Source organism: Microcoleus sp. CAWBG640 (assembly GCF_020883015.1).
Classification (GTDB): Bacteria; Cyanobacteriota; Cyanobacteriia; order Cyanobacteriales; family Microcoleaceae; genus Microcoleus; species Microcoleus anatoxicus.
The window spans coordinates 229,599-256,252 of the sequence record NZ_JAHRFC010000001.1 but is presented as its reverse complement, the minus strand read 5'-3'; the positions used below and the strand labels follow the sequence as shown (position 1 = coordinate 256,252).

The following is a 26,654-nucleotide window of genomic DNA, read 5'->3' as shown; positions in this document are numbered from 1 at the left end:
AAGGGGGTTGCAATGGGCAAATTGGTTGTTCTCAATATAGTAGATGGTGATTTTGAGAATGGTTTTCCGGTATTTCTGGAAATTGCCAATGACGGCGATTACCGCTTCGCAGAAGCAGATGGCAAACTTCCCTCAGCCCCCCAGTTGCTCAAACACTATGAAGATTGGCAAAAACCTTATAGCAGTATAGTATCGAGCTTGAGGTCTTCTCGAATTAGTGGTACAGGTTATACGCCTTCTTCAAGGATATCAGAAGCTAAAACTGCGAGCCAAAAACTGAAATCAAGCCTAAATAACTGGCTGGAATCTCCAGAAATGCACTCGATTTCAAAAAGTATATCGCGAAATCTGAAGGATGATTCGGAGGAAATTAGAGTCATTATTAAAACTAAAATTCCAGAGTTACAGAGATTACCTTGGCATCTCTGGAATGATTTTTTTCAGCATTACCGTCGCGCTGAAGTAGCTTTGAGTCTCCCAGTGCAAAAAAAGCAAAGAGTAAATACTAGAGAGAAAACACGAATATTAGCAGTCTTTGGAAAAACAGAAGCTTTTGGAAATACTACTAAAATTAATACTGAGAAAGACTGGGAATTGCTCAAACAGCATTTATCGGATGCCGAACTTATTCGTATGGTCGAGCCTCCATTAGAGGAGTTATATGAGCAGCTTGAAGAAAAAAGCCCTGATTTATTTTTCTTTGCCGGTCATAGTTCAAGTGAGGATAATTCGACAAGAGGGCTAATCGAACTGAATCAAGATGAGGCCATTACAATTGATGATTTAAAACCTGCTTTGAGACAAGCTGTGGAGGGCGGTTTACAGTTAGCAATTTTCAATTCTTGTGATGGTTTGGGCATAGCGCGGGAATTAGCTGACTTGCACATTCCGCAAATTATTGTGATGCGCGAACCTATACCAGATGTAGTTGCCCAGAAGTTTTTGCAGCGTTTTCTGGAGGCATTTGTTGGGGAAAGATCGGTCTGTCTTGCTGTGCGACGAGCCAGAGAAAAGATACATTCTTTGGAGCCAAAATTTCCAGGGGTTACTTGGTTGCCAATAGTTTTCCAGAATCCCGCAGAATTACCGTTAACTGGGCAAGATTTTCGTCGGATTGCAACAGGAGTAAATTCCAATCAGGCAAATCCAATCTATGAAGTGCCAGAAGTGGGAGATCAGAGTCAGATATTGTGGTTGCCTACTAATGTTGGTAATCCTTATCAAGGTCAACAGCCACCCTCAACTGTTGTGAATAAGGGTTCTGGTTTTTTGATTACTTGTAGTCACGGTCATCAAAATCCTGTTGGCAACCGTTTTTGCATTCACTGTGGTATTACTTTGAAAGAGCAAGAGACAGGAAATGGTAATTCATCCCTACCTGTAGAACCACCTCCTGTATGGAGTGCCAATATGCAATGTAATAAGATTATTGCTCCCAGAAATTTTGGAAGCATAGGTATTGGAGGCACGTTACAAGGACGTTATCAGATCATAAAGATATTAGGACAAGGAGGGTTTAGTGAAACTTATTTAGCTCAGGATTTACATCTACCAGGTCATCCCAATTGTGTTATTAAGAAACTTAAACTTCCCTATGAAAATCCAGAGCATTTGCAGACAGCCAGACGACTATTTAATACTGAAGCAAAAATTTTACATCAATTAGGAGAACACGATCAGATACCTAGACTCTTTGCTCACTTTGAGGAAAATCAAGAATTTTATCTAGTTCAGGAATTTATTGATGGTGAGGATTTGAGCCAAGAAATTATACCAGGAAAACTAATGATTGAAAGCTACGTTATTGAGCTTTTGCGAGATGTATTAAATCTACTAGAATTTGTACATCAGCATAATGTAATTCACCGCGATATTAAGCCATCAAATTTAATTAGACGTAAGCCAGATGGCAAGTTAGTTCTAATTGACTTTGGCGCGGCAAAAGAAATTACAAATCTAGCTGCTAATACAGAAAATCAGCCGATGACTGTAGCAATTGGCACACAAGGTTACTACGCACCTGAGCAGATGAGAGGTCAACCAAGAATGAATAGCGATATCTATGGATTAGGAATGATTGGTATCCAAGCACTCACAGGATTTTACCCTTATAACCTACCAGAAGACGCTGCTACAGGTGAAATTAATTGGCGTACCCAAACACAAGTTAGCCCTAAACTAGCGAGAATTTTAGATAAAATGGTGCGTTCCAACTTCAGGGAAAGATATCAGTCAGCGACAGAAGTGCTACAGGATTTGACGAGCTTGCGTGGAACGGTATTAGCTTCTCCTGTGCCTACACAGACACCTTCAACCAAAAAGACTTATAATCGAAGTGTTTGGACAAATATTTCTATCAGAATTTACTTAATGGTAGCATTGTTTGTACTTTCGTTCTTGGCTGGGATTGCGTTATTAACTTTTGCTCCAAAATCACTTAATCCCGATCGCCCTTCGCCACCACCAACGGAAGATTTACCATGAACTATCACGAACGGATTACAATCGAACCAGGTAAGCGAAGTGGTAAACCTTGCATTCGTGGAATGCGGATTACAGTTTACGATGTGTTGTCTTATCTAACATCAGGAATGACTTACCAAGAGATTCTTGATGATTTTCCTTATCTGACTCAAGAGGATATTTTAGCTTTTTTGAGCTATGAAACTACTGTTCTATTATAATCTATCTCCTCGATTGGTTAACCAGCTTGCAGATATTTTTCCTGACTTGATGTGATAGAATAGATCCAAAATTGAGGACAACCAAATGAAAGCCGTTGAAGTCACAGGAACCCTGGATGAAAAAGGCCATTTATCCCTTGACTACCCCATTGAAAATTTCTCTCCTAGTCGAGTGCGAGTGATCGTACTTTTTCCCGAAGTAACTGAGGAAGTTGAAACCGATCCTGATGATACTCCCATTGCAGAAGTAAAAGCGAGTCTCCGACGAGCATTAAAGGAAGCTAAATCAGGACAACGCATCCCCCTTTCTGAAATGTGGGAGGGAATAGATGTCGAATAACACGCCTTTTGTCCAGATTGATTTAACGCCTGAGTATAAACGGAATTTACGGGAATTATCCAAAAAATATCGCAATATCCGGTTAGATACTCAGCCAATTATTGAACAATTTCAAGGTGGCAACTTTACAGGCGATCGCCTTTCTGGGATGGGTGAAAATTATGTCATCTTCAAGGTGAGAGTAAAAAATAGCGACATCCAAAAAGGGAAAAGTGCGGGTTATCGACTTATCTATCAAGTTGAGTCACAAATGAGCATACTTCTCCTAACTATTTACTCTAAATCAGACCGAGAAGATATTAGTCCTAATGAGGTTTTTAGCATCTTAGCCGAGTGCGATCGCGATGATACTTAATGTTTTCTATAACTGCTTGTTTTCTTTACCTATTTGTAACTAAATATGACTCAAGACTTTTCTGGTCAAAATCTCCGAGGACGCAATTTCAAAAGTCAAGACTTTACCGGTGCAAACTTCTCCTATGCAGATATCCGAGGAGCAAATTTTACTGATTCTATCTTGATAGGTGCGAATTTTAGCCATGCTAAAGCAGGATTACCAAGCCAATGGAAATTTTTACTACTAGCATTTTCATTAGTTGTCGCATTTTTAGCAGGATTTGCCGCAGCCGTTGGGGGCGCTTTTGTCGGCTCTTTTCTAGCCACTAAATATGAAAAGTTTTTCACCTATCCGGGCATATTTTATTTTATAGCCTGCATCGGTTTTATCAGCCTTCTTGTCTTTAAGGAGGTTAAATCAGTTTTTACTTTATCTATGGGCATAGCTTTTACCTTTGTTTTGGTTTTAACATTTAGTTTTGGTTTGTCCGTAGAAGTAGCTGGGCCTGTAGGTTTTGCTTTAGTTTTAATTTTAATTTTGGCTTTTATCTTTGCTTTAGCATTAGCTTTAACTTTTGCAGAAGTTGTAGCTGAAAAGTTTACTTTTGCTGTGACTTTGACCTTGTGTGGCTCGGCGATCGGGCTTTTACTTGTAACTTTTGCTCCCAAATTTGCAGACGTGAGGGCTGGGGCTGCAATTGGGATGCTATTTGGTACTTATAGTGTTACTTTTATATCCACTTATATTAGCTGGAGAGCTAAAGCTGAAGATATCAGATTTTTATGGCTAAAAAATCTAGCAGTTGAATATGCAGCTATCAAAGGTACTCACTTTCAAGGAAGCGATTTAACTCATGCTAATTTTACTCAAGCAATTCTCAATAATACTGATTTTAGCAACGCAAATTTGACGCGCGCTTGGTTTCATAACGCACAAAAATTAGATCGGGCTAAAGCAGATAACACTATTTTAGCCAAGCCATTGATTCGAGACTTACTGGTCACTGGCAATGGCGCTGGAAAATCTTATATTGGCGCTAATCTCAAAGGAGCAAATTTGATAGGCGCTCACCTAAATAGCGCTAATCTAAAAGGAGCTAATATCAGTGAGGCTAATTTCCAAGCCGCTAATTTAGAAGCGGCAAATTTAACGCTCACTGAAGCAATTAGCACTGACTTCACCAGCGCTCAAATGACAGGTGCTTCCGTTGAAGCCTGGAATATAGAAAGTAATACTAATTTGGATAATGTCGATTGTCGATATATTTATCTTTTAGAATCTCCCAAAGCTGGAACAGATGACCGCGAACGTCGTCCCAGCAGTGGCGAATTCGCACCGGGAGAATTTACCAAATTATTCCAAGAAGTCCTAACTACTGTTGATTTAATTTTCCGCAACGGCGTTGACTGGAAAGCCTTTATCCCCGCCTTCCAACAAGTGCAAGTTGAGAATGAAGACACCGAACTCACTATCCAAAGCATCGAAAACAAAGGTGATGGAGTTGTGGTTGTTAGAGTCAGCGTTCCCCCAGATACTAACAAAGAAAAGATTCATAGGGAATTTACTCAAAACTACGAAGTTGCACTCAAAGCCATAGAGGAAAAATATCAGGCTAAACTAGAAAGTAAAGATGAGCAGATTACGGTTTATCGCCAGCAGCTAGAAGACTCTCGTCAGAGAGAGATTCAGCAAAGTTCCAATATGGAAAAAATTATTGATATCCTGGCGAAACCAGCCCTTAATGTTCCCGTTAACGAGTCTGAAGTTCAAGCTATAGCCGAAGGCCCAACAGCGGTTAATTTAGTTATTCTCACACTGGTATCTGGTGATTTTGAAACAGGATTTCCCTTTGTCATCGCTCAAATTTGGACTGAGGGTGAAAGATTGCCTACTCAACATTCCGGTCAGTTGCCACCAGCACCAGATCTAGTAGAATTTTATCATCTTTGGCATTCACAATATAACCGTTTTATAGAACCTCTCCAATCGAGTCGTATGGAGAGAAAGCAAGGTAATCTAACCAATTTTTCTCAAGTAGAAATTCATAAATTAGCTGAAGAGTTAGAGGAAAAACTAAATAAATGGCTCAATGCCGAGCAATTTATACCCATCGATCGCATCTTGCGCGAAAAATTCAACCGTTCTGATGAAGTGCGAATCATCATTCAATCTCAAAGCTCTGAAGTGCGGAAACTACCCTGGCATTTGTGGGATTTTCTCAAGCCTTACCGCAAAGCTGAAATTGCTTTAAGTTCACCTTTTTACGATCGACCTTTAAAAACTGCTGTTACCAGAGACAGAATCAGAATCTTATCAATTTTGGGCGACGATAAAGGAATTAATCTGAATAAAGACCAAGAGTTACTAACACACTTAGATGCAGAAACATCTTTTATTGTCAAGCCCAGCCGCCAAGAATTAGATGAACAATTGTGGGATGAAAAAGGTTGGGATATTCTCTGTTTTTCCGGTCACAGTTCGAGCGAAATGGATGGTAGCACTGGTTATATTGATATCAACGATACGGATAAGCTAAGCATTACCGATCTAAAAAATGCTCTCAGCACAGCCATTGAAAGGGGCTTGCAAATCGCCATTTTCAACTCTTGCGACGGTTTAGGATTAGCGAATCAACTGGCCCAATTGCACATTCCGCAAATTATTGTTTTCCGAGAACCGGTGCCGGATGTAGTTGCACAGGAATTCTTGAAAAACTTCCTCACCGCCTTCGCCAGCGGTAAATCTTTTTATCTAGCAGTCAGAGAAGCGCGGGAGAGGTTGCAAAGTCTAGAAAATCACTTTCCTTGTGCTTCGTGGCTGCCGGTTATCTGTCAAAACCCCGCCGAAGTGCCCCCAACATGGCACTCTTTACGCCATAAATCTTAATGCTCGATGTTGCTTACAAAGCTTTTTATAATGTCAGATCCAAGTAAAACTATTGATGTACAATAATCGCGTCTCGGCTCATTTCAATCAGCGAGTGCTGACTAAACAATTGAACCAACTGAGGCAAATTACTTTGAAACAGTGCCTCAAGCTCTGCATTTGTGATATTGCCAGTAGTCACCAACAGTAACTTATAAGGTTCTTGGCGAATCAAAAAAGTATCAAAAAAATCTGAATCTTTAGTAATAACGACTCTTGAATCCTGAATAGAGATAGTATTAATTTCTGTATCAGATGTTGCGTTTTTTAAGGGTAAATCCCTGGTATGAATCGTATCATAACTAGCCCCTTGTAAAAAACGAGCTAAACGCAGTGGTAATTGAGCATCTACAATAAACTTCATCGGGCAATTTTATAAATACTTTTCACCTGAGTTAACCGAGTAGCAAATAGTAAAGCCGCCAAAATATCATCCCGTTCTAAATCATCATAGTCTGCTAAAATCTCTTCCATACTCATCCCAGAGCTCAGTAACTCTAAAATAAACTCTACAGGATAACGCAATCCCCGAATGCAGGGTTTGCCATGACAGATATTTAGATCGATAGTAACTCGCTGCAAAAGTGAGTGATTCATGGTAGCGTTCATCAACTGAATTAATTATAGCAACCTATCTGTCAAAACCCTGCCGAGGTGTCCCAAGCTGGTACTAGCCCCCAAAATCCCTAACACCTCCCAAAAAACAACTTCCCAACCAAACTGCATAAATTTCCCAAATCCCCACGATACATATATAGCAAGCCATACAGCCCCCCAACGAGGTACTCATGCGCCACCCTACTCCAGATAGCCCGGTTTCTGGAAAACCCCTGCTCCAAATACCCCTCCCAATCCCCAACTCCCCATCCTTACTCAAACTGAAGTCGCCGCCAAAAACCTCGGCTAATTCCTCATCGCATAATTTGCCCGATCGCGATCGATATAACTTCAGCCACTCAAAAATGATCTGGGAGTAGTCACTAGAATGACAGATAGAATGACAGAGATAATTATTGCTCGATTTTCGACTTCTTATGAAGTCAATCCCTACCCTCGTAAAGTGCAGTATCCTCGGCTAAGACAAAATGTAAAAGACTTGCTCGATGCCGATCCAAAGCTAAATAATGAAACAGTTTTGCTGAAATATTTCTGCAACCAAGCTGCTAAGAATAACTCAGATTCCTTAGCACTCAGCCATCTACTTGCTTATGTGGATGTTGCTTGCTATTCGGCGGCGAAATCCACTTACGAAGCCTTCCAAACACCGGATCTGACTTTTGCAGATTATTTGCAAATTGCCAAACTTTATATGGTTGACAGAGTGGTAGAATTGTGCACTAAGTTCGATCGCACCCAAAGCAAAATCGAAACCTATCTCAGTCGTCCTCTGCGCGACGCTATTATGAGCGAAGTGCGTAAAAATGAACCAACACAAAGGCAAAGTGACTGGGGACTGCTACGGAGCACCTCGAAAAAAGGTCTGAAAACTGCTTTACAGAACTTCGCAATTCGAGATCCTCAATTATCCTGTTGCTTCCTAACTTGGCAAGCTTTTTTAGAAGTTTATGCCCCAGTTAAAGCAGGCACAAATCAGCGATTACCGAAGCCAACGGCGGAACAATGGGAGGCGATCGCCCTTTTTTGCACCGAACAACGATTCCCCCACTCCATTCAACCATTCACAGTGCCGGAAATCAAAGCATTCTTGCAAACTTGTGTTAACGCGCTGCGAGCATCTACTCACATTCAATTTGATTCCCTGAATGCAGAAAACCCGGAGTTAGAATTAGAAACCGCTGAGCAATCCGAGCAGCAAGCATCGAACAGACAGCAAGACATGGAGCAATGCGATCGCCTGCAACAGATGACAACTGAATTAGCAAGTGCGATCGTCTCCCTCTCTCGTGACTTTCCTAATGCCAGAAAAATGTTAATCTTGGAACATGGCTTTACTGGATTTAACCAAAGTTACATCGGTAAAGAATTTGGCATCAAGCAATATAAAATTTCGCGACAGTTAACTAGCTACAAAAAATATCTGTTAACAAGTTTGGTGAAGTGGAGTCAAACCCAAGCAAATGTTACCTTGAGTGTAGAAACTGTCGATCGCCTATCAATTCTGCTTGATGAATGGCTGACTTGGTATTGCCAAAATGCAATTCTGTACAAGTTCTTGCAAACCACTTTAAAGCTGCATCCAGCTCTGAAGTTGGAAATTACCCTGTTGTGCCGCTACTATGGATGTGAGAAAGTAGACGAAAGAGCGATCGCCCACAATCTTAACATAACACCAACTGAATTGCAAGGAAAATTAGTGCAAGTTAAAACAACTTTGCAAACGGAATTACACAATTGGTTGCATCAAAATCTTGCACTCAAACCCTGTTCTCTCAGCGCGATTAATAATTCCTCATCGTTGTTAGTAGAACAATTTTTAGCCAACGCGCCCTACGCCCTGTTAACACTAGAACGGAGATAATTACAATGACATTAACCTTAGCACAATTAAGCCTCGCCTGTCCCGATCAACTCTGGCTAGAGTTTTCCGAAAGCGCACAGGAAATAGCTTTGCCTGTAACCCAAGATTACTCCTATGAAGCAGCACATCATCGGGCTTTCTTAAATCGGCTAACCCTGGCAGTTTTGTTACCTGAATTTTCAGCCGCATCCGAAACCTCTGTCCAACTTGCATCCTCAGAAAACCTGTGGGAATTTGTGACTGGTTTTGCCTTGAATTTGGGCAAAAGTCGCCTAGTAATTATTCCCAGTGAAACCATCGATACTGATGAATTATCCGTGCCTCAAGAATGGGTGGATATCCCTGAATTAGCGGCTGATTATTATCTGGCTGTGCAGGTAAATTTGGAGGATGGATGGTTGCGGGTGTGGGGTTTCAGCACCCATCGCAAACTGAAAACTGAAGGAAGGTATGATGCGGGCGATCGCACTTATTCCCTCGATGTAGAGGATGTGTTCGATCGTCTCAATACTTTGTGGGTTTCTTTGAAGCTTTGTCAAGGAGAAAAAGCGTTTATTGAATCTTTACCCGCCTTATCTTCTAACCAAATAGAAAGGCTATTGGCAGAATTAGGTAAACCTTCTCTTTATTCCCCACGTTTGAAAATACCTTTTGCACAGTGGGGGGCACTATTAGCTGCTGATAATTCAAGGCAAGAATTGTATCAGCGACGGTTGGGAAAAGTGCCTTTTCTACAAAATATTGTGAAATTGGGTAAAAATATTTTTCCTGATGGGTGGCTAATGTTTGATGAGTTAGTGCAAGCGTGTAACGTCAATCTTTCCCTTGTTAGAAGTGGAGCGCGATCGCGAGATAATGAAGATCGTACTCCGGGAATTAGTCGGGGACGAGTGATTGACTTGGGTATCCAATTGGCGGGTAATTCTGTGGCGCTAATTGTGCATTTCACTCAGGAATCAGAGAATAAACGTAACATTTTGTTACAGGTGCATCCGGGTGGGGGTAAAACTTATTTACCGCCAGATGTGGAATTGATTGTGTTGGATGATGCGGGTGATGTGTTTTTGGAAGCGCGATCGCGCAGTGCTGATAATTGGATTCAATTAGAGTTTCGGGGGGAGCCTGGGGAGCGGTTTAGTGTTAAAGTGGCTTTAGGGGATGCTAGTATTGTGGAAGGTTTTGTGATCTAATCTAACCAGGAGAAAGCGGTGGGAAAGTTAGTGGTGCTGACTTTTGCAGAGGGAGACTTAGACAAAGCAGGTTTTCCGGTAACGTTACAACTAGGGGACGAGGGGAAACCTGCGACTAATCAGGAAATTGGATCTTTACCGCCAAACCCAGAACTGGTTGAGTCTTACACCAGTTGGAAGGTAACTTATTATGGCTTTATTGGGGTAAAGGTTAGATTAGAACCACCAGCAGCACAAAAAACTAACTTCTCAATTCGAGATGTTAATACAAAAGCTGAGAATTTGAGCCAAAAATTTAATCAATGGCTCAAATCGCAGCAATTTAGTCATGTTAGGGAAGAATTAGTTGCCCATTTAACAGAAAATGATGAAGTGCGGTTGATTATCCAAACTTCAAATATACAGCTACGGAAACTTCCCTGGCATCTTTGGGATATATTGAAACGTTACCCTAAAGCTGAAATTAGTGTCAGTGCGCCCATTTTTAGACAAGTAACATCAGCCAAAGTTGCTAATAATCAAGTTAATATTTTGGCAATTTTGGGCGATGATGAGGGGATTAATGTTGAAGAAGATCGAAAAATCTTAAATTCTATTCCGGGGGCTAAAGTTGAGTTTTTAGTTAAACCAAACCGACAAGCACTCAACGATCAACTATGGGAACAGTCTTGGGATATTCTATTTTTTGCGGGACATAGCCGCACGGAAGGAGAGACAGGAATCATATATATTAATAAGACTGAGAGTTTAACTATTCCTGACTTAAGGTATGCGTTAAAAAAAGCGATCAAAAAAGGTTTACAACTGGCTATTTTTAACTCCTGTGATGGTTTGGGGTTGGCTCAGGATTTAGCTGATTTGAATCTCCCTCAAATGATTATCATGCGAGAACCTGTTCAGGACAAAGTGGCACAGGAATTTTTGAAATATTTTCTGGGTTCTTTTTCTGAGGGTCAGTCTTTTTATTTAGCTGTAAGGGAGGCGCGGGAAAGATTGCAAGGTTGGGAAGGTCAATTTCCTTGTGCTAGTTGGTTGCCTATTATTTGCCAGAGTCATCGGTTACAATTAAAAATTGCTAGATTTAAAGCTTTAAAAACTCAACAGTGGATTGCTGTAGGATTCTGTATATTCAGTATCTCTATTGCTATTTATCCGATTTGGGAATATCAAGTACAAAAAACAGCATCAAAATCATTACCAACCCAATCCCAACAATCCGATCCTAAAGACACGATTATTCAAGCCAAACAGATTACAGTAAGGATTAACTGGTCTGGGGATGACAAAAAAAGTAATGGTTCTGGCGTAATCGTTCGTCGTAATGGAAATATTTACTACGTCCTTACCAATAAGCAGATTGTCCAAAAAAATGGTAACTATCAAGTACAAACTGTTGACGGTACTCGGTATGGAGTTAACTATAGCCAAATCCAAAAACTACCAGGACTAGACTTAGCAGTATTGCAATTTAATAGCAATCAAAAATACAGAATTGCCAATCTAGGAAATTCCGATAAAGTATCTCAAAGGCAGAAAATTTATGTAGTGGGTTATGATACAGGATTGGTTCTTACCGAGCAACTTTTTATCACTGCTGATGGAATAATTTTAGATCATGTACGAGCTTCTACAGATGGTTATGATTTAGTTTATAATCTCAATATTATTAAACCTGGTATGAGTGGTGGTCCAGTGCTAGACGAGCAGGGACAATTAATTGCAATTAATGGATTAGCCAAACCAGATGCAAGAACCGGGAGGACAGATTTAATTGCAGGTATTACCAGTAATACTTTTAGAAATATGCTAGTATCACTTGCTCCTCTAGCTACTCAGCTTTCACCGACTAACATACAGACTAAATTCTATTGTGGTCTAAGTGAGGGACAACCAGCAACATTCGTTCGCATTTCAAAAGGATTTAAACCCTTAATTATCTGGAAAAACCCGGAGTTAACTTCTGGCTGGTCTCTTGAGAAACGCTGTGAAGAAGTATCTACTAGATTGGAGAATTTTAGTCAAAATGGTGTTCTCAAATATATTACCACTGGGAGCGTTGGGGAGCGACCTGTTTTGTGCGTTGTTTCTATGGTAAATAGTCCTTGTTCTTTGAGTAATGTGTTAATTACTTTATCACCTGGAACTGATGCTATTGATGTTCTTAGAAAGTTGGTCGAGTTTAATAAAGGAGACTCGGAGAAACCCATAATTCTTTAATAAAACGATTGCTGAAAAAATCATTATACACATCTTGGTTTATTGCTAAATACAAAATTCTATTTGGTTGCTTTTTTCTCAGGGCAGAACGATAGCTGAGAAATTGACCCAAAGCTATATAAAAGCTGGCTAAATCTGATGCACCGATAAAAGACTTAATCTCTACAGCGATTTTAAAGCCATCTTTCTCTGCCGCTAGAATTTTCTCCCCTGCTAAGTCGATAAAAAAATCAAGTTCCTCTACTTTGATAAATAGAGGGTCGTGAGTAATTATCCATCCTTCTTTTTCTAAAGCTGAACGAACAGCATTATGAAAGATATCTTTAGCTGACATATCATAGCCACAAAATTGCTTAACCAGGCAGTGTTGATTACCATTCCGCGATCATATCATCAAAGCGAGTAGCGATGCCTGCGGCTGGCTGCGCCGATCGCACTCCCCAAAAAATTCCCCCCATCCGCATAAACCTCTCCCTCCCCACCGATAAAGCAACAACAGGGACAAACAGCAAATAGCCACAAAACCACCTGCAAAAATTCCAGGCGATCGCTGCATAAAACTCAAAACCCTGCACGACTAAACAATAGCAACCCACCCAGAGGTACTTATGACGAACCAAGTCGATCTCAACGAAGTCAGAAACCGCGTACTCAGCAACCAGCAAAGCGGCACAGACTTACCCAACTCAACCGATCGCAGTGTCTTTGTAGACTCCGAAGGTAACATCATCCTCCGGCCCCAACCCGGTACTGAACGCCAACTCTCCCGCGTTCCCCAGAAAACCTTTGCAGCCAATCTCACAGCCGATCGCCAGATTGTAGCTCAAAAACTCCCCAATAACACTCAGGAAATGTTCATCAGTGGCGTTACTGGCTGGGTTTACGGCATTATCAGCGAACTGGGCGACCAATATACAATGTTCGCTTACAGCGACGGCAGTTTATATCAAGTGATGGTGTTGTTCCCAGAAGTTGCCGGTAAATTTAACCAACACGATTCCCACCTATTCCAAGACGGTCGGGTATGCTTCGGCGATGAGGGAGGTTTGCCCACTTTAGAGCAAGCTTATGCCAAATCTGTTCTCTGGGCAACAGGTTTCAGCAGTTACCTCCGTACAGGGCTATTCCCCTTTTCTATCAACAACGTCTAAAAGGGCGATCGCAACCGACCCACTCCGACCAAAGAAACCGGGTTTTTGACCAAATCTGCGGGCTGCGATCGAATATTTCGCAAAAAACCCGGTTTCTCGCCCCCCCATCCAGACCAAAGAAACCGGGTTTTTGACCAAATCTGCGGGCTGCGATCGAATATTTCGCAAAAAACCCGGTTTCTGGGTTTCCAAACTTTACCTACTATCAACTGAAAACCATGATGCTATACATCTCCGAGGAAGTTTTGCGCCAAATCGAACGGGATATCGCCAACCATCCTCCCGAACGCGGCGGGGCGATTCTAGGGCCTGTGGGTCAGCCAATCATCACTCACTTTCTCCTAGACGAACAAGCCCGCACCAGTGGGGCCAGCTATCTCCCATCACCCCAATTAACTCAGCGGGTACAGCAGTTAGAACTCATGGAAAAAGTCGAGTTTAAAGGCGTTATCCACTCCCACCCCGGCGGCTTAGACCGTCCTTCTGGCCCCGATGAAACTGCGATGTTAGAAGGGTTGAATCTTAATCCTCACATTCCCTACTTTGTCGCTCCAATTGTGACTTTACAGCGTTACGGGGGGCAGTTGCGCGAACACGAATTGCCGATCGCACAAGGTAAAATTTCCTGTTATGTTGCTTCTCGCGATCGCAATTATCTGCGAGTGGAAACGCTATCAGTTAGGTCAGTGCGCGATCGCGATTTACCCCGGATGCTGCAAACACTTTCACCGACGGCTACACCCAAACGCATACCGCTACAACCTGACTTACAGCGACTTTGCCGGACTTTTGGCAGCACTCAACCGCCAGAAATCTTTGTGGCTGAGATTGAAGGACAGGCGATACCGGCCGGTCGCGTTATTCTCAACGGTGGTTTGGAATTGCTGTTTCTGTTCAGCGAATCTTATCCCGTTACGCCGCCTCTGCTGATGCTAACACCATTTGGGGGAGATACGGAGGAAGTCAAGTTAGATTGGTCGCTGGAAACGCCACCAGCAGAGCGTTTGTTAACCGCTGTTCAGGGTATGATTACGGGTTCTGGCCCCTACCAGAAGGTGTATGGCCCTTTGGGAAAGTCCCCGATCGCAGCCGACGGCGATCGCGCACGTTTGGCTGGTTGGAGTGGTTGCTATTCGGGCGTTGACCCCAAAATTGCCGCAGCCGAAATCCAGCAAGGATTGTTTGCGCGCAGTCAAGGGATTCTCAGCCAGCATCTCAGCAGCAAACGGGTGTTGATTGCGGGGACGGGTTCTGTCGGTTCCTACTTTGCGGAACAATTGGTTCGCAGCGGTGTTGGTGCTCTCACTCTCATCGATCCTGAAACGGTTGAAGTGGCGAATTTGTGCCGCACTACTTACGATTTTACGGATTTGGGTCGTCTGAAGGTGGAAGCCTTGGCGCGGCGACTGCTGCATATTAACCCGTTGTTGGAATTGACGGTACAGCCTAAAAGCTTGTCTGACTATGAGGTTACGGCTTTCGATGCTTTGGTACAAGCAGCGGACTTGATTATTGCGACTACCGATGACCCCGCCGCCCAGCGCATTCTCAACCGTTTTGCTTATTTTCACGGCAAACCTGCTTTGTTTGTCGGATTATACAAAGGTGCGGAAGGAGGTGAGGTGATTGTGAGTCTTCGCGATCTCACTCCTTGTTATCTTTGTGCGACGGCTAATCGTCATCAAGCGGAAGCGAATTTGGGACGGGTGAGTGCGGATGGGGATTATGGGAACAATGGTCGGGTGATGGGTGAAGTGGCGATCGGGGCGGATATTCAACACGTTACCAGTGTGGCGGTAAAAATGGCGCTGTCGCTGCTGTTGCCGGAGGATGCTGAGGCGAAGCTTAAAGGTTTCTTGAATCCGGCGATCGATGGGGGATTAAATTATCTCACGCTGTCGATGGTTCCTAATTATTGGTTTTATCCAAATGTGTTTGGAGATACCCCCGGACAGTACGCTTATCAGAGTGTTTGGTTGACCGCGCAACGGCGGGAAGAATGTCCCGTCTGTGGTAGCGTTCACCATCGAGTTGATCCGCGCCAAGTACCATTACAGGAGTTGCAAGCGGGTGATATTCGCGCTGCTTTAAGTCGTTCTCGTTCTTAAGAATAGCAGCCCAGAAACCGGGTTTCTCATGTGATCTCTCGGTTCAAATCAAAAGTTTGTTAATAAACCCGGTTTCTTTTGGATCACACAGGTGCCCAGAAACCGGGTTTCTCATGTTATCTCTCGATTGAAATCAAACCTTTTGCCAGAAACCCGGTTTCTCCTGTATAATAATCTCTTTGATTCTCATCGATAAAATATGCCTCATGCAGCCGATCGCGATGAATGATTGCCAGTCGCCCCACTGCGGCGGTGCTGACGGCGGATCGCGATCGCCAATAAGGGGAAGTTCACATTAATTTTTAGGCGGTGTGGAGAGGGAAATTTTGACATCAATTCAGCACCCGCCGGAGTCTGCTAAAATGAGGTTATGATGCGGCAATTGTTGGGCGATAGGAGGATTAATTTGTGCTTCCTATCTGGGGTGAAGCGTGATTCTGTTTCGGTAAGGTTGCCGTTGTTACCATTGGATGAATATAGCTAATTTTGAGCATAAATAATATTGGGAGGTAAGTTATGCAGGTAAATACCGTAATTGTTGAAAAATTAGATATCGATGGTACAGTAAAAACATTTACGATGGAAGCTGATAGAAATTATACTCTCTGGATTGCATTAGCAGATGAGTATGACGACCCAAGAGAGGGGCCTTTTCACTTTCTGGATAGGCGGTATGCTGAAAGATTTTCAAGAGAATTTGGAGAATGTCGGGCGCGGCGAGTTGGAAAGAGCCGCTTTCGCCGTTTAGATGATTGCTACGAATTTAGAACATCGTGGGAGGGAATTACTACAAAAATGAATGAGCTTTCTTACTATGCACTCTCCTTGCCAGAATATGCAGTTCCAGAGGAAATTCGCATTACAGACCCGATGCGACAAGAGCGTGAATATCAAAAAGAAGTTATCCGAGATGATCAAAAGAAATGTTTTGTTATTTACTTAAAATGTAGTTCACGTTTGGGTTCATTTAATTTTGATTTACTCTGTCGATTTGGACAAAAGGACAAATTATTATTTGAACAGGCTGAGTATCAAGATCCGTTGACTACTCATTATGGGATAAGAGATGTATGGGAGTATAGTTTAAAATCTTTGGAAGAAGCAAAGAAAGTTAAAAATTTTTTAGATGTAGGAGTTTTTAGTATCAATAACAAAGCGATGCTAATTCTTGGTGAAGGAAACTTGAACGATGGTTTCCCTTCAATTATTGCTCAAATCATCACGGAAAGCGGGCAAATATCAGCCCAATGTTTTGGTCAACTCCCTCCCTCATCAAAGTTGTTAGCCTTGTATAGTGATTGGAAATCAATGTACGAAGCCAGCCTGGGAATAAAGAGAAAACTAGAGGAAAAACCAGCACTGGTGAAAAATTTTTCTCGCCAAGACTTTGACAATTTAACTAAAAAGTTAGAAGAACATTTGAATCAATGGCTTAGTACAGAGCAATTCATTTCTATTGCTTACATCTTGCGCGAGAAATTTAGCTCTTATGATGAAGTGCGAGTCATCATTCAATCTCAAAATCCATACGTGCGCCGACTTCCTTGGCATCTGTGGGATTTTCTCAAGCCTTACCGCAAAGCTGAAATTGCTTTAAGTTCACCTTTTTATGACCGAACTTTAAAAACTGCTGTCACTAGAAACAGAATCAGAATTTTATCAATTTTGGGCGATGATCAAGGAATTGATATCGACAAAGACAGACAGTTACTCGCCAAAATTGATGCAGAAACCGCCTTTCTTGTCAAGCCTAACCGCCAAGAATTAAATGAACAATTGTGGTCAGAACAAGGCTGGGATATTCTCTGTTTTTCCGGTCACAGTTCTAGCGAAATGGATGGTAGCAACGGTTGGATTTATATCAATGATACCGATAAACTAACCATTCCTGACTTAAAAAATGCTCTCAGCACAGCCATTGAACGGGGTTTGCAGATAGCGATTTTCAATTCTTGCGATGGTTTAGGATTAGCCAATCAACTCGCATCTTTACACATTCCCCAAATTATTGTTATGCGGGAACCAGTACCCGATCGCGTCGCACAGGAATTTTTAAAACACTTCCTCACCGCTTTTGCAAGTGGTAAATCTTTCTATCTAGCAGTCAGAGAAGCGCGGGAGAGGTTGCAAAGTCTAGAAAATGATTTTCCTTGTGCTTCGTGGCTCCCCGTTATCTGTCAAAACCCCGCTGAAGTGCCCCCGACATGGCGATCGCTCCACCCATTGGTGTCAACTTAACGTCAAACCCAGTCAGAGACTGCTGTTTGACTATTAAATCTAGATCCCCCCTAGCCCCCCTTAAGAAGGGGGGGACAAGAGTCTTCTCAAAGTCCCCCTTCTTAAGGGGGATTTAGGGGGATCTAGACTTAGGTAAAAGCAAGAGATACCAAGGGTTTCAGGCTTAAGTTGACACTAATGCGCTCCACCATACCTAAACCCCCAAAAACAATTGGCCTCAAGAATGGTAGATATTCCTGAATGGGCGCCTGATTATATAGCAATCCTAAATCATTCATGAGGATTTGTAGGGGTAGTGCCCCCGTGCCTACCCCTATCTATCGGGCAACCACGGGGCCAAGAGCCCCTACAATAATTATGCAAATCATTTAGGATTGCTATATTGTGTTTCTGCAAACGATGTCACTGTGTCAAAGCTTTGAGAAATGTCTGGAGTTCTGCCAGAAAACCTTTCTTTTTTAGCGGTTTTGCAGGTGTCGTGGAATCTGGATCGGCGGTTCCCAAGGCTTTAGCTAAAATCCGCTCTAAATCGTCTCCTACGGGTTTTTGGGCGGTTTCGGAAATTAGTTCGTATTCGTCGTTTGTTTCTAGCCAAACTTGCCAGGGTTGAGGGTAGCAACGGAATAGGGCTGCATCTTCTAGGGGTCTGATGTAGTAGCAGGATTCGATTTTGTTCAGGAATCGATCGCGCAATTGGCGGCCTGCATAGCCTGTACCTGTGGTGGCAACATCTTCCAGCCGGGGGTTGAGTATAATTACTGGGCGATCGCCCGCAGCTATATAAAGTTTTTCAACTTGAGCAGCTTCCACTGCTGCGGGATTGATCAACAAAAACAGTTGGTCTTCCGGTTCTATTTTATCTTCAACAGCAGTGCGGCTGCTGCCCAAATCTGTCACCTTAAACGCTGTTTGTCCCCAGTCGCGACGGGCGAGGGCGGCCGAACCCGCATCAGGAAAGAAGACTTTGACTCCAGAGTGGATGTCTTCAAATTCTGCGAGAAATTGTGCGGCGATAGACTGTGCTTGGAGTGCGATTTCTGGGAATACTAATTCAACTTGCAGTAGAGTTTGCCCGTCGGAGAGAGCGGCTGCGGTTGCAATGCGGGATTGCGCGATCGCGACGGTTCGATGGTGCCCTTCCACGATTTGTCCCAGCGGTTGGCAGAAACAGCGGTGCGAGGCGGCGCGTGAATTGACATTAGCATTAAAGAATGCTTATCAGCAGGATAGGGCAGAGCAAGTACGACTGGCATCTTTGGTAGAAACTTTTGCCGAACCTCTGGCTGAATTTGAGCCGCTATTAGTTTATGCCCGTGAGATAGGGAAGTTTGCACCGAGTGCTTCAGTCGGCGCTGTTACTGAAGTTAGCAAGGCATCGCCAGAAAACAGCCAACCAAAGTATGCTCAGGAAGTATTAACCATCAACCCATCTTCTCAAAAAGAGCCTACAAAAAACAATGTTGTAGGAATAAAAACTGTTATTCTGACCATAGGAGATGGGGATTTTGAAAGCGGTTTTCCAGTGGTAATGAAGATTTTCAAAGCTAACGAGCTGTTTCCTGTTCAACAATTAATTGGAAACTTACCTCTAATTGGAAACTTACCTCCGGCTCCAGATGTTTACTCATCCTATGATGCTTGGCAGTTATCTGGGCAATATTTTTCTACTTCTCATGATGTTTCCCATAGAATGGTACTCAGAAAAATTTCAGTTACCAAGTTCTCTTCTTCTGAATTAAAGAAAAACCTAGAAATATTCCAAAATATCATCAACAACTGGCTCAAATCAGAATCATTTCTTCCTTGTGTTGATTCTCTACGCAGGAACCTATTACCAACTGATGAAGTACGAGTGTTCATTGAAACTAAGAACCAGGTATTATGGCGATTACCCTGGCATTTTTGGGATTTCTTTCAAGATTATCCCAAGGCTGAAATCGCTTTCAGTTTGCCTCGATATTCTCGATATACAAAAATCAAAAAATCAACGTCTAGAAAAAACAATACAGTCAGAATTTTAGGTTGTTTAGGTGAATCTATAGGAATAAATCTGGATGTAGATAGAAGCTTACTCGAACAATTACCTAGTGCAGAGACAGTATTTTTAGTAAATCCAAGTCGCGATCAACTTTTTGAGACACTTTGGAATGCAGAAGGTTGGGATATTTTCTATTTTGCAGGTTCTAGTGCTAGTGATAGTGATGGTAGTAATGGTCAAATTTCTTTGAATCCAACAGATACTTTAATGGCAAATGAATTAAAAAATGCACTGGAAAAAGCTATGGGACGCGGTTTAAAATTAGCTATTTTCAATTCCTGTGATGGGTTAGGAATAGCCAATCAATTAGCTAATTTCGGAAGTCTCACAACTATCGTCATGCGTTACAGGATACCCAATGAAGTTGCATACACATTCTTGGAACATTTTCTGGAGGCATTTTCAAGCGGTAAATCTTTATACGCTTCAGTACGAGAAACACGAGAAAGATTGCATGGGTTAGAAGATACATATCCTGGTGCAAGTTGGTTGCCAGTGATTTTTCATAATCCAGCCGAAGCACCTCCGACTTGGGAGCCAGCATCTTATGTCTCTATTTTTGATTGATTTACATCCAATCCAGTAGGATCTGAATTATTCATCTCTCTATTCTCTTCCTCTGTGTTCTCTGTGTTCTCTGCGGTTAAATCATGACCATGCAACAGTTAAAAATATAAGGTGCGTCGCCATCAGTCAATCAGCACATTCGAGTCCATGTCCCCCAGCGACGCACCCTACAAATTAGCTACAAATTAACTAACTGCAAATTAGATGGCGGTGGCTTTTTTTAACCACTCCACAGTTCCTGTATCGCACACCGTTGCCAGCTTCTCCACTACCGCACTATGATATTTATTTAACCATGCCAGTTGAGTCTGTGACAGTCGATCGACATTAATCAATTTCCGGTCAAAGGGAATATAGGTCAGCGGTTCAAACCCATACCAAACCGTATCATTATTTGACCCCATTTCTCTGACAACATAGAGATTTTCGATGCGAATTCCGCCCCATCCCGGTTGATAATATCCCGGTTCTATGCTAGTTACCATCCCAGGTTCTAGGGCGTATTGTACCGATTTGCTGATACCGTTTGGCCCTTCGTGAACGGCTAAAAATGCCCCGACTCCGTGCCCAGTCCCGTGTCCGTAGTCCAGTTGTTGTTGCCATAATACACCACGGGCGATCGCATCTAATTGCGCACCGGTTGTCCCCTTGGGAAATTGCTGCATTGCACAGTTAATATGTGCCATCAAAACTGTCGTGTAGTGTTCTATTTGTAGCGCCGTTGGTTCTCCGATCGCCACGGTTCTGGTATCATCCGTTGTACCCCCTAAATATTGCGCTCCTGAGTCCAGTAACAGTAGTTCCCCTGGTTGCAGCCTCACTTCTGGACTGGGAGTGCCGTAATGCACGATCGAGCTATTGACTCCCGCACCGGCGATCGTTCTAAAACTTAAAGTCTGAAAGTCTGTTTCCTGCTGATAAAATCTTTCGACGGTTTCTTTGACATCAAACTCTGTCAGTATACTACCATTTTCTAGTTGTTCTGTCAACCACTTAAAAGTCCGAGTTTTAGCTCGACTTGCTTTGAAATTCGCAGATTTCATCTGTTCTATTTCCACAGGATTTTTCCGAGCTTTCATCCCTTCGATGGGATTAGTCTCAAAAACTATTTCCACAGCATCTTTCTGTACTTTTTGCTGATTTAAGATTAACTGATAAGTCCCTGCTGTAGTATGTTTGGGGTCTAAAAGCACCCTAATTTTTTGGGTCGCACTGACACACTTTTCTAAAGTAGACTGGTATTCTGCGTAGGGTAGCAAAGTTACATCCCCAGGCAATTCTTGCTTAACTTCTGCTGCAACTCGCTGGGGGTTAGTTAACAAAAAAGCTATATTGGCAGTGACAATAGCATAGGATATAAAAATCGGAATGTTAGGAATATCCGAGCCTCGGAGATTGAACAGCCATGCTATTTGATTGAGGTTGGTAATCGGTAGCACATCAATATTTGCTTGCTTCATCGCTTCCCTGACTCTGGTTAATTTTTGTTCCGTGCTTTCTCCAGTCAGGGATACAGGTAAACTAAATAGGGGAGATTCGTCAATGGCGGGTAAGGTTTCTGCTGTTTGTGCTAGATTGTGCGATCGCACTTTGTCTACTAAATTATCCGATATTGCTATCAGTTCAATTCCCGCCTGCGTCAATTTACTCTGCCAATTTTGATAAGACTCCACCGACAGAGTAAATGAATCGAAACCTAAACGCAATTTAGGTTTATTCGCTGTCGATTCTGCTGCCAGTTTTTCTAAAGTTTCAATTAAATTTAAATGACCTTCTAAACCCAGTTTACATATTTCCATTAGTCCCGGAGCGATTTGCAATTCTGCTTGTTCATAGTAGCGGGAATCCACAAACAACCAAGCCGAATTCTTCCCCACCAACAAATCACCGGCGGAACCAGTAAACCCACTAATCCAAGCTCGTCTTTGCTTAGCTGGTGCAACAGATAAATTCAAGTGTTCGTCCACCGCTGAAATGAAATAGCAATCCAAGTTATGTATTGCCATGAACACCCGCAATTCAGCAAGTTTTGATGCCGTTAATTGCTGAGAAAGCGTAGTGGGATTCACATTAGTTGCTACCATTTTTTATGCTCCTAAAATTGTTTTCAAACCTGTAACTAATCTGCTAATCCCTGCAACACAGGTTCCTGAATCCAGGGCACCGAAGGCGATGCGTAAATAGCAACCATTCTCCATACCAAAAGTTGTGCCTGGAAGCACCGCCACTTTGTATTCGCGAATTAATTGTTCTACTAATTCCATTGTATCAATTTGTGTATCAATTTTCAAGAAAAAGTAGAAAGCTCCCGCAGCAGGCGAAATTGTACAGTAGTTTTGCAGGTGATTGAGTTCCTGTAATACGAGTTGTCGCACGGAGGCGATCGCCCTGACATAATTATCGCAGTATTCTCGCCCCCCTTGCAAGGCTCCCAAGGCTACATACTGGGAAATGACTGGGGGACAGATCAGGATTGTATCTTGAATTTTCCTAACAGAAACCAACAACTTTTCTGGGATTACCATATACCCGATCCGCCAACTAGCAAAACCGTAGGCTTTGGAAAGCGTAAATAGGGAAATTGTATGTTCGCTGCTATGGGGAAAAGCAGCCGGTGAAAAGTGTTTAACCCCGTCATAGGTAAAATATTCGTAGGCTTCATCACTGATATGATAAATATTATGTTGGCGACAAAGTTCATTCACTTCCCGGAGTGATTCGGTACTATAGACTACGCCGGTTGGGTTGTTTGGTGAAATCGTGACAATGGCTCGCGTTTTGTCAGTAATTGCGGTTTTTATTCGCTCTAAATTGAGTTGATAATTTTCATCAGTTGCTACGATGACGGGACGGCAATTTGCCATGATAATCGCCATTTCATGGTTGAAGTAATAGGGTGACTGAATAATTACTTCATCTCCCGCCACCGTGATAGCAAGAATAGCATTGATAAATCCCATATTGCTACCTGCTGTCACGACAATGGAGTTGTTTCGATTAATTTCGATGCCATTGTCTGCTTTGAGTTTGGTTGCTATGACATCCTGTAGTGCGGGAATTCCTTCCACAGCTTTGTATTTGTGATTGTCGGGATTTGCGAGAAATTCGGGAATTTTTGCAAAGGATTGTGGCGGTGGACTGTAAGAAACTACGCCTTGTCCTAAAGATATAGTCCCTGGATTTTGGCGGATTAGTTCACCGACAACAGGAATAATTGGCGACTGTACCGATTCCATTCGAGTGGGGTTGATTTTCATATAATCTTTGTTTTTTTGATGCGTTATCCGCCGCCGAACTTTCTTCTTTTTAAAGTTTTTTTACTTCAATTCTAGAGCCTTTAGGGGATTTGTAAACTTTCACCTGTGCTGGTAATCTTTCTCCCAATCCTCGAACATGAGTAATGACTCCAATTAGCCTTTCTTGCTGCCGCAAAGATTCTAAGATCAGGGTAACACTTTCGAGAGTTTCTGCATCTAAAGTGCCAAATCCTTCATCTAGAAACAAGCTACCTAAGTGAGCACCTTGAGACAGCTTTTCCGACAAAGCTAAGGCCATTGATAAGGAAGTAGCAAAGGTTTCGCCACCGGAAAGTGTTCGCACTCGTCTGGCTTCCCCACCATTCCAATTATCTGCTACCCAGTATTCGCCCTCTTGGATTTTTAGTGTGTAACGATTCTCGGTTAATTCTTGTAAAATTAAGGTGGCGCTGCCGACTAATTCTGCTTCTAAATGTTCTAAGATGTAGGATTGAAATTCGTTGGTTTTTAGATTTTGGGCTAAGGTATGATAAGTTTGCTCTTGTTCTGTTAAATTGGTGATTTGCTGCGACAGTCTTTCGGCTTGTTCGAGATTTTTTTCGGCGACTTTAATCCAAACTAATAGTTCGGCACGGTTGTTGTTAGCTTGTTTTAAGTTTTCTTGGGCGACATATTTTGCCGATCGCATCTGTGCTAGGATATTTTCATTAGTAGTCTTGCCTGCAATCAGCTCGTTCAAGTCTTTTTCCCTGGTCTCTAACTGGATTTTGGATTCCCGATAGTCCCGAATGGCACTTTCCCAGGTAGATTGTTTTTTAGGTGGGACAACTGCTGCTACAAAAGTATCTTCTGTAAAATTAGCTTCGGTTAATTTTTTTTGCCAATCTCCGTTAATTTCCTGTTTTTGGGTAATAGCTGCTTCCAGCATCGTGGTGGCTTGTTTATGTATTTCTATGGCTTGAATTGTATTAGCATAGGCTTTTTGATAATCCTTTTCTGCCGAGTTGAGCAAGGTTTCTAAGTTTTGTTTGTCTTGTTCTAGAGATTTTGCTAAATTATAGTAAGGTCGATCTTCCGTAATTAGATAAAGCGCATTGGCGCAATTTCGTAACTGCTGCTGTCGGAGGTCGGCTTCGGCGATCGCATTTTGATAGTCTTCTTGTTTCGCTGCTGTTGTCGATTCTAAAAAAGTCAATAATTGTTGATTTTTTTCATATTCAATTGATGCTTGTTGAAACTGTTGTTCAGTTTCTCGATATTGGCGATCGCTCTCTTTTAAACTTAATAACTCCTGCTGCAATTTAGCAGCTTCCCAGTCAGAAGCATCCATTATCTCATTAATTTTTTCCTGTATTTTTGTCACTATCTTCAGATTTTCTTTTAATGCCTGAGCAATTTCAGCCTCCTTTTTTTCACTGGCTAAAAGAGAGCTTTTAGCTTCACTTGTCGCTAGTTGAATCACCTTAACAACCTGATTGGCTGTAGCTATTTTTTCACGGAAAGGAGCGAGATCGACAATCTTTGACTTGGCTAAATAGGGCAGGCGATCGCTCTCAGGATGTAACCCCCCACATACCGGACACATATCCCCGGCATTCAAGGACATTCTGACAGCAGCCACACGCTCTAAACCCGCAGCTTCCGCATTAGCTGCTTCCGCTGCTTCTAACTCCTCAACGCACTTTTTGAGCTTAGCTTCTGCTACTGCTAATTTCTCAGAAATCAGACTATAATTCTCTTGGACATTTTGCCGTTCTGTGACATTTTTATTTAACTGTTGCTGTTGATTTTTCGCCTGTTTTTGTAATAACTGAAATTCGATCAATAAAGGTGATGCTTGCTGCAACTTTTCCAAATATTGTCCCCCCGCCGAAAACTGTTGCATCAGTGCGACTGTTTGAGTAAGCAAGAAGCCAGAAGTTTGCATTTTCTGATTAGCAGCTTCCAGCTCTTTTTCTGTTACTTTTAAATTCCGCAATTTTTCCTGTACCTTTTTTTGAACAATCGCCACTTCTTTTTCTAATTGACAGCGTTGTTCTTCATATACTTTGGCAGTAGCCAGAGCATCTTCACGCGCTTTAATGTTAACTGCCACAGCCTTTTTCGTAGCTTGTGCAGCCTCCAGTTGCTGCTGCTGTGCTGCTAATTGCGAGCGAGATTTGATTAGTTGTTCTTGCGTCACCTTAGCATTATTTTCCGCGGTGACATATTGTCCGCGAGCTTGTTGAACCAAAGCCCAATCTGCCTGTAAATTATTGGCAGATTTCGACCTTTCTAGGCGCTGCGTCAGCACTATTATCCCTTGAGAATTAGCTGTTAATTGAGTTAATTGCTGTTGCAAACTCTCCAGTTTTCTGATTTGTAAAAATAGTTGTTCTTCTTCCTCTAGAGCCTTTTGTAATTTAATATACTCCTGTTCCAATTCTGGCAATTGCCGCTCTAAGCTTGTCAGTTGCGATCGCCTTTGGGCTAATTCCTCGGCGATGGGGGCACTCAACTCAACTAACTGACGTTCCACCATTTCCCGCTCTTGTTTCAACAACTTCGCCAGTTCAGTTGCTTCCTTCCGCATCTGCTCAAAAATCTCAAATCCCGCTAACTGTCGCAAAATTTCCCGACGTTTGGATTTATCACCCTTAATAAATTCATCAAACTTACCTTGAGGTAGGATAATCGCTCGTGTAAAAGTATCAAAATCCATTCCCAAAATCTGTTCAATAATTTTTTGAACAGCAATAATACTGGTTTCTAAAGTTTCCCATTCGCCCTGTTGCCAACTTTCCAAAATCACCTTGGTTTCAGGAGATTTAGGACGGTAGCGCCACTTCCGCGTCACCCGATACTGGGAGGAACCCACGACAAAACGCAACTGAACTTTTAAATTTTCGCTCCCTTGACTTACTAAATCACTTACTTGTTTTCCGCTACGAGTTGTCGTACCAAAAAGAGCGTAAGTCATCGCATCTAGCAAGGAAGATTTACCGGCACCGGTAGGACCAGTAATTGCAAATAAATCCAGTTCGGAGAAATCCAAGCGCTGTTCGTTGCGGAAACTGGTAAATCCTTCGATTGAAAGTTCAAGTGGACGCATACTAATTTTAGATTTGGGATTTGGGACTTTTA

General features: G+C 42.4%; 22 protein-coding genes. 12 read left to right on the top strand and 10 right to left on the bottom strand.

Annotated features, from left to right (window positions below):
* Positions 1-12 precede the first annotated feature (12 nt).
* From AAFP11_RS01060 to AAFP11_RS01040, 5 genes are all read left to right on the top strand, one after another.
* Positions 13-2,484, top strand: coding sequence for a protein kinase (locus tag AAFP11_RS01060; RefSeq protein WP_341735339.1), 2,472 nt, complete (start codon positions 13-15; stop codon positions 2,482-2,484).
* On the top strand, positions 2,481-2,684 hold the full coding sequence (locus AAFP11_RS01055) for a DUF433 domain-containing protein (protein WP_341735338.1): 204 nt from the start codon (positions 2,481-2,483) through the stop codon (positions 2,682-2,684). The genes AAFP11_RS01060 and AAFP11_RS01055 overlap by 4 nt, the downstream gene beginning before the upstream one ends.
* An 85-nt stretch (positions 2,685-2,769) precedes the next feature.
* On the top strand, positions 2,770-3,024 hold the full coding sequence (locus AAFP11_RS01050) for a hypothetical protein (RefSeq protein WP_341735337.1): 255 nt from the start codon (positions 2,770-2,772) through the stop codon (positions 3,022-3,024).
* A complete protein-coding gene (locus AAFP11_RS01045) occupies positions 3,014-3,379 on the top strand; it encodes a type II toxin-antitoxin system RelE/ParE family toxin (RefSeq protein ID WP_341735336.1) in 366 nt (121 codons plus the stop codon). The genes AAFP11_RS01050 and AAFP11_RS01045 overlap by 11 nt, the downstream gene beginning before the upstream one ends.
* A 45-nt stretch (positions 3,380-3,424) precedes the next feature.
* Positions 3,425-6,247, top strand: a complete 2,823-nt coding sequence (locus tag AAFP11_RS01040) for a pentapeptide repeat-containing protein (protein ID WP_341735335.1) — start codon at positions 3,425-3,427, stop codon at positions 6,245-6,247.
* Positions 6,248-6,296: 49 nt separating this feature from the next.
* On the opposite strand, the gene AAFP11_RS01035 is transcribed toward AAFP11_RS01040, so the two are convergent.
* Positions 6,297-6,650, bottom strand: a complete 354-nt coding sequence (locus tag AAFP11_RS01035) for a DUF5615 family PIN-like protein (RefSeq protein WP_341735334.1) — start codon at positions 6,648-6,650, stop codon at positions 6,297-6,299.
* A complete protein-coding gene (locus AAFP11_RS01030; RefSeq protein ID WP_341735333.1) occupies positions 6,647-6,883 on the bottom strand; it encodes a DUF433 domain-containing protein in 237 nt (78 codons plus the stop codon). The genes AAFP11_RS01035 and AAFP11_RS01030 overlap by 4 nt, the downstream gene beginning before the upstream one ends.
* 388 nt (positions 6,884-7,271) lie before the next feature.
* Here AAFP11_RS01030 and AAFP11_RS01025 point away from each other — a divergent pair, with 388 nt between their 5' ends.
* Genes AAFP11_RS01025 through AAFP11_RS01015 form a run of 3 tightly spaced genes read left to right on the top strand, consistent with a single transcriptional unit; the run spans position 7,272 to position 12,172 of the window.
* The gene (locus AAFP11_RS01025) at positions 7,272-8,765 is read left to right on the top strand and encodes a hypothetical protein (RefSeq protein WP_341735332.1); all 1,494 of its coding nucleotides are present in this window, start codon (positions 7,272-7,274) and stop codon (positions 8,763-8,765) included.
* A 5-nt stretch (positions 8,766-8,770) separates the two neighbouring features.
* A complete protein-coding gene (locus tag AAFP11_RS01020; protein ID WP_341735331.1) occupies positions 8,771-9,955 on the top strand; it encodes a DUF1822 family protein in 1,185 nt (394 codons plus the stop codon).
* Positions 9,956-9,973: 18 nt separating this feature from the next.
* Positions 9,974-12,172, top strand: a complete 2,199-nt coding sequence (locus AAFP11_RS01015) for a COP23 domain-containing protein (protein ID WP_341735330.1) — start codon at positions 9,974-9,976, stop codon at positions 12,170-12,172.
* Here the strand turns inward: AAFP11_RS01015 and AAFP11_RS01010 are convergent.
* Positions 12,135-12,506, bottom strand: coding sequence for a XisH family protein (locus tag AAFP11_RS01010; protein ID WP_341735329.1), 372 nt, complete (start codon positions 12,504-12,506; stop codon positions 12,135-12,137). The genes AAFP11_RS01015 and AAFP11_RS01010 overlap by 38 nt on opposite strands.
* Before the next feature lie 37 nt (positions 12,507-12,543).
* Positions 12,544-12,792: a hypothetical protein gene (locus tag AAFP11_RS01005; protein WP_341735328.1), complete on the bottom strand. Its 249-nt coding sequence runs from the start codon at positions 12,790-12,792 to the stop codon at positions 12,544-12,546.
* On the opposite strand from AAFP11_RS01005, the gene AAFP11_RS01000 reads away from it, so the two are divergent.
* Positions 12,781-13,323, top strand: a complete 543-nt coding sequence (locus tag AAFP11_RS01000; protein WP_341735327.1) for a hypothetical protein — start codon at positions 12,781-12,783, stop codon at positions 13,321-13,323. The genes AAFP11_RS01005 and AAFP11_RS01000 overlap by 12 nt on opposite strands.
* On the opposite strand, the gene AAFP11_RS00995 is transcribed toward AAFP11_RS01000, so the two are convergent.
* On the bottom strand, positions 13,294-13,515 hold the full coding sequence (locus AAFP11_RS00995; protein ID WP_341735326.1) for a hypothetical protein: 222 nt from the start codon (positions 13,513-13,515) through the stop codon (positions 13,294-13,296). The genes AAFP11_RS01000 and AAFP11_RS00995 overlap by 30 nt on opposite strands.
* Before the next feature lie 26 nt (positions 13,516-13,541).
* Here AAFP11_RS00995 and AAFP11_RS00990 point away from each other — a divergent pair, with 26 nt between their 5' ends.
* A complete protein-coding gene (locus tag AAFP11_RS00990) occupies positions 13,542-15,431 on the top strand; it encodes a ThiF family adenylyltransferase (RefSeq protein WP_341735325.1) in 1,890 nt (629 codons plus the stop codon).
* A gap of 204 nt (positions 15,432-15,635) precedes the next feature.
* On the opposite strand, the gene AAFP11_RS00985 is transcribed toward AAFP11_RS00990, so the two are convergent.
* Positions 15,636-15,764 (bottom strand): hypothetical protein, encoded by a 129-nt coding sequence (locus AAFP11_RS00985; protein WP_341735324.1) that lies wholly within the window; start codon positions 15,762-15,764, stop codon positions 15,636-15,638.
* 183 nt (positions 15,765-15,947) lie between these two features.
* On the opposite strand from AAFP11_RS00985, the gene AAFP11_RS00980 reads away from it, so the two are divergent.
* Positions 15,948-17,669: a CHAT domain-containing protein gene (locus AAFP11_RS00980; protein ID WP_341735323.1), complete on the top strand. Its 1,722-nt coding sequence runs from the start codon at positions 15,948-15,950 to the stop codon at positions 17,667-17,669.
* Between the two features lie 402 nt (positions 17,670-18,071).
* On the opposite strand, the gene AAFP11_RS00975 is transcribed toward AAFP11_RS00980, so the two are convergent.
* A complete protein-coding gene (locus AAFP11_RS00975; protein ID WP_341735322.1) occupies positions 18,072-18,812 on the bottom strand; it encodes a DUF1995 family protein in 741 nt (246 codons plus the stop codon).
* Between the two features lie 49 nt (positions 18,813-18,861).
* Between AAFP11_RS00975 and AAFP11_RS00970 the strand changes: the two genes are divergently transcribed.
* Positions 18,862-20,274, top strand: coding sequence for a CHAT domain-containing protein (locus tag AAFP11_RS00970; RefSeq protein WP_341735321.1), 1,413 nt, complete (start codon positions 18,862-18,864; stop codon positions 20,272-20,274).
* A gap of 200 nt (positions 20,275-20,474) precedes the next feature.
* Here the strand turns inward: AAFP11_RS00970 and AAFP11_RS00965 are convergent, their stop codons facing one another.
* From AAFP11_RS00965 to AAFP11_RS00955, 3 genes are read right to left on the bottom strand one after another with little or no spacing between them, the layout of a single operon-like run.
* A complete protein-coding gene (locus AAFP11_RS00965) occupies positions 20,475-22,358 on the bottom strand; it encodes an aminopeptidase P family protein (RefSeq protein ID WP_341735320.1) in 1,884 nt (627 codons plus the stop codon).
* A 3-nt stretch (positions 22,359-22,361) separates the two neighbouring features.
* Positions 22,362-23,531: a pyridoxal phosphate-dependent aminotransferase gene (locus AAFP11_RS00960; protein ID WP_341735319.1), complete on the bottom strand. Its 1,170-nt coding sequence runs from the start codon at positions 23,529-23,531 to the stop codon at positions 22,362-22,364.
* Between the two features lie 49 nt (positions 23,532-23,580).
* Positions 23,581-26,622 (bottom strand): SMC family ATPase, encoded by a 3,042-nt coding sequence (locus tag AAFP11_RS00955; RefSeq protein WP_341735318.1) that lies wholly within the window; start codon positions 26,620-26,622, stop codon positions 23,581-23,583.
* Positions 26,623-26,654 lie beyond the last annotated feature (32 nt).

What these genes read in the sequence shown, in the direction of transcription:
- AAFP11_RS01060 (WP_341735339.1), top strand. Translation starts at nt 13, where the DNA reads ATGGGCAAATTGGTTGTTCTCAATATAGTAGATGGTGATTTTGAGAAT.
- AAFP11_RS01055 (WP_341735338.1), top strand. Translation starts at nt 2,481, where the DNA reads ATGAACTATCACGAACGGATTACAATCGAACCAGGTAAGCGAAGTGGT.
- AAFP11_RS01050 (WP_341735337.1), top strand. Translation starts at nt 2,770, where the DNA reads ATGAAAGCCGTTGAAGTCACAGGAACCCTGGATGAAAAAGGCCATTTA.
- AAFP11_RS01045 (WP_341735336.1), top strand. Translation starts at nt 3,014, where the DNA reads ATGTCGAATAACACGCCTTTTGTCCAGATTGATTTAACGCCTGAGTAT.
- AAFP11_RS01040 (WP_341735335.1), top strand. Translation starts at nt 3,425, where the DNA reads ATGACTCAAGACTTTTCTGGTCAAAATCTCCGAGGACGCAATTTCAAA.
- AAFP11_RS01035 (WP_341735334.1), bottom strand. Translation starts at nt 6,650, where the DNA reads ATGAAGTTTATTGTAGATGCTCAATTACCACTGCGTTTAGCTCGTTTT.
- AAFP11_RS01030 (WP_341735333.1), bottom strand. Translation starts at nt 6,883, where the DNA reads ATGAATCACTCACTTTTGCAGCGAGTTACTATCGATCTAAATATCTGT.
- AAFP11_RS01025 (WP_341735332.1), top strand. Translation starts at nt 7,272, where the DNA reads ATGACAGATAGAATGACAGAGATAATTATTGCTCGATTTTCGACTTCT.
- AAFP11_RS01020 (WP_341735331.1), top strand. Translation starts at nt 8,771, where the DNA reads ATGACATTAACCTTAGCACAATTAAGCCTCGCCTGTCCCGATCAACTC.
- AAFP11_RS01010 (WP_341735329.1), bottom strand. Translation starts at nt 12,506, where the DNA reads ATGTCAGCTAAAGATATCTTTCATAATGCTGTTCGTTCAGCTTTAGAA.
- AAFP11_RS01000 (WP_341735327.1), top strand. Translation starts at nt 12,781, where the DNA reads ATGACGAACCAAGTCGATCTCAACGAAGTCAGAAACCGCGTACTCAGC.
- AAFP11_RS00990 (WP_341735325.1), top strand. Translation starts at nt 13,542, where the DNA reads ATGATGCTATACATCTCCGAGGAAGTTTTGCGCCAAATCGAACGGGAT.
- AAFP11_RS00985 (WP_341735324.1), bottom strand. Translation starts at nt 15,764, where the DNA reads ATGTCAAAATTTCCCTCTCCACACCGCCTAAAAATTAATGTGAACTTC.
- AAFP11_RS00980 (WP_341735323.1), top strand. Translation starts at nt 15,948, where the DNA reads ATGCAGGTAAATACCGTAATTGTTGAAAAATTAGATATCGATGGTACA.
- AAFP11_RS00965 (WP_341735320.1), bottom strand. Translation starts at nt 22,358, where the DNA reads ATGGTAGCAACTAATGTGAATCCCACTACGCTTTCTCAGCAATTAACG.
- AAFP11_RS00960 (WP_341735319.1), bottom strand. Translation starts at nt 23,531, where the DNA reads ATGAAAATCAACCCCACTCGAATGGAATCGGTACAGTCGCCAATTATT.
- AAFP11_RS00955 (WP_341735318.1), bottom strand. Translation starts at nt 26,622, where the DNA reads ATGCGTCCACTTGAACTTTCAATCGAAGGATTTACCAGTTTCCGCAAC.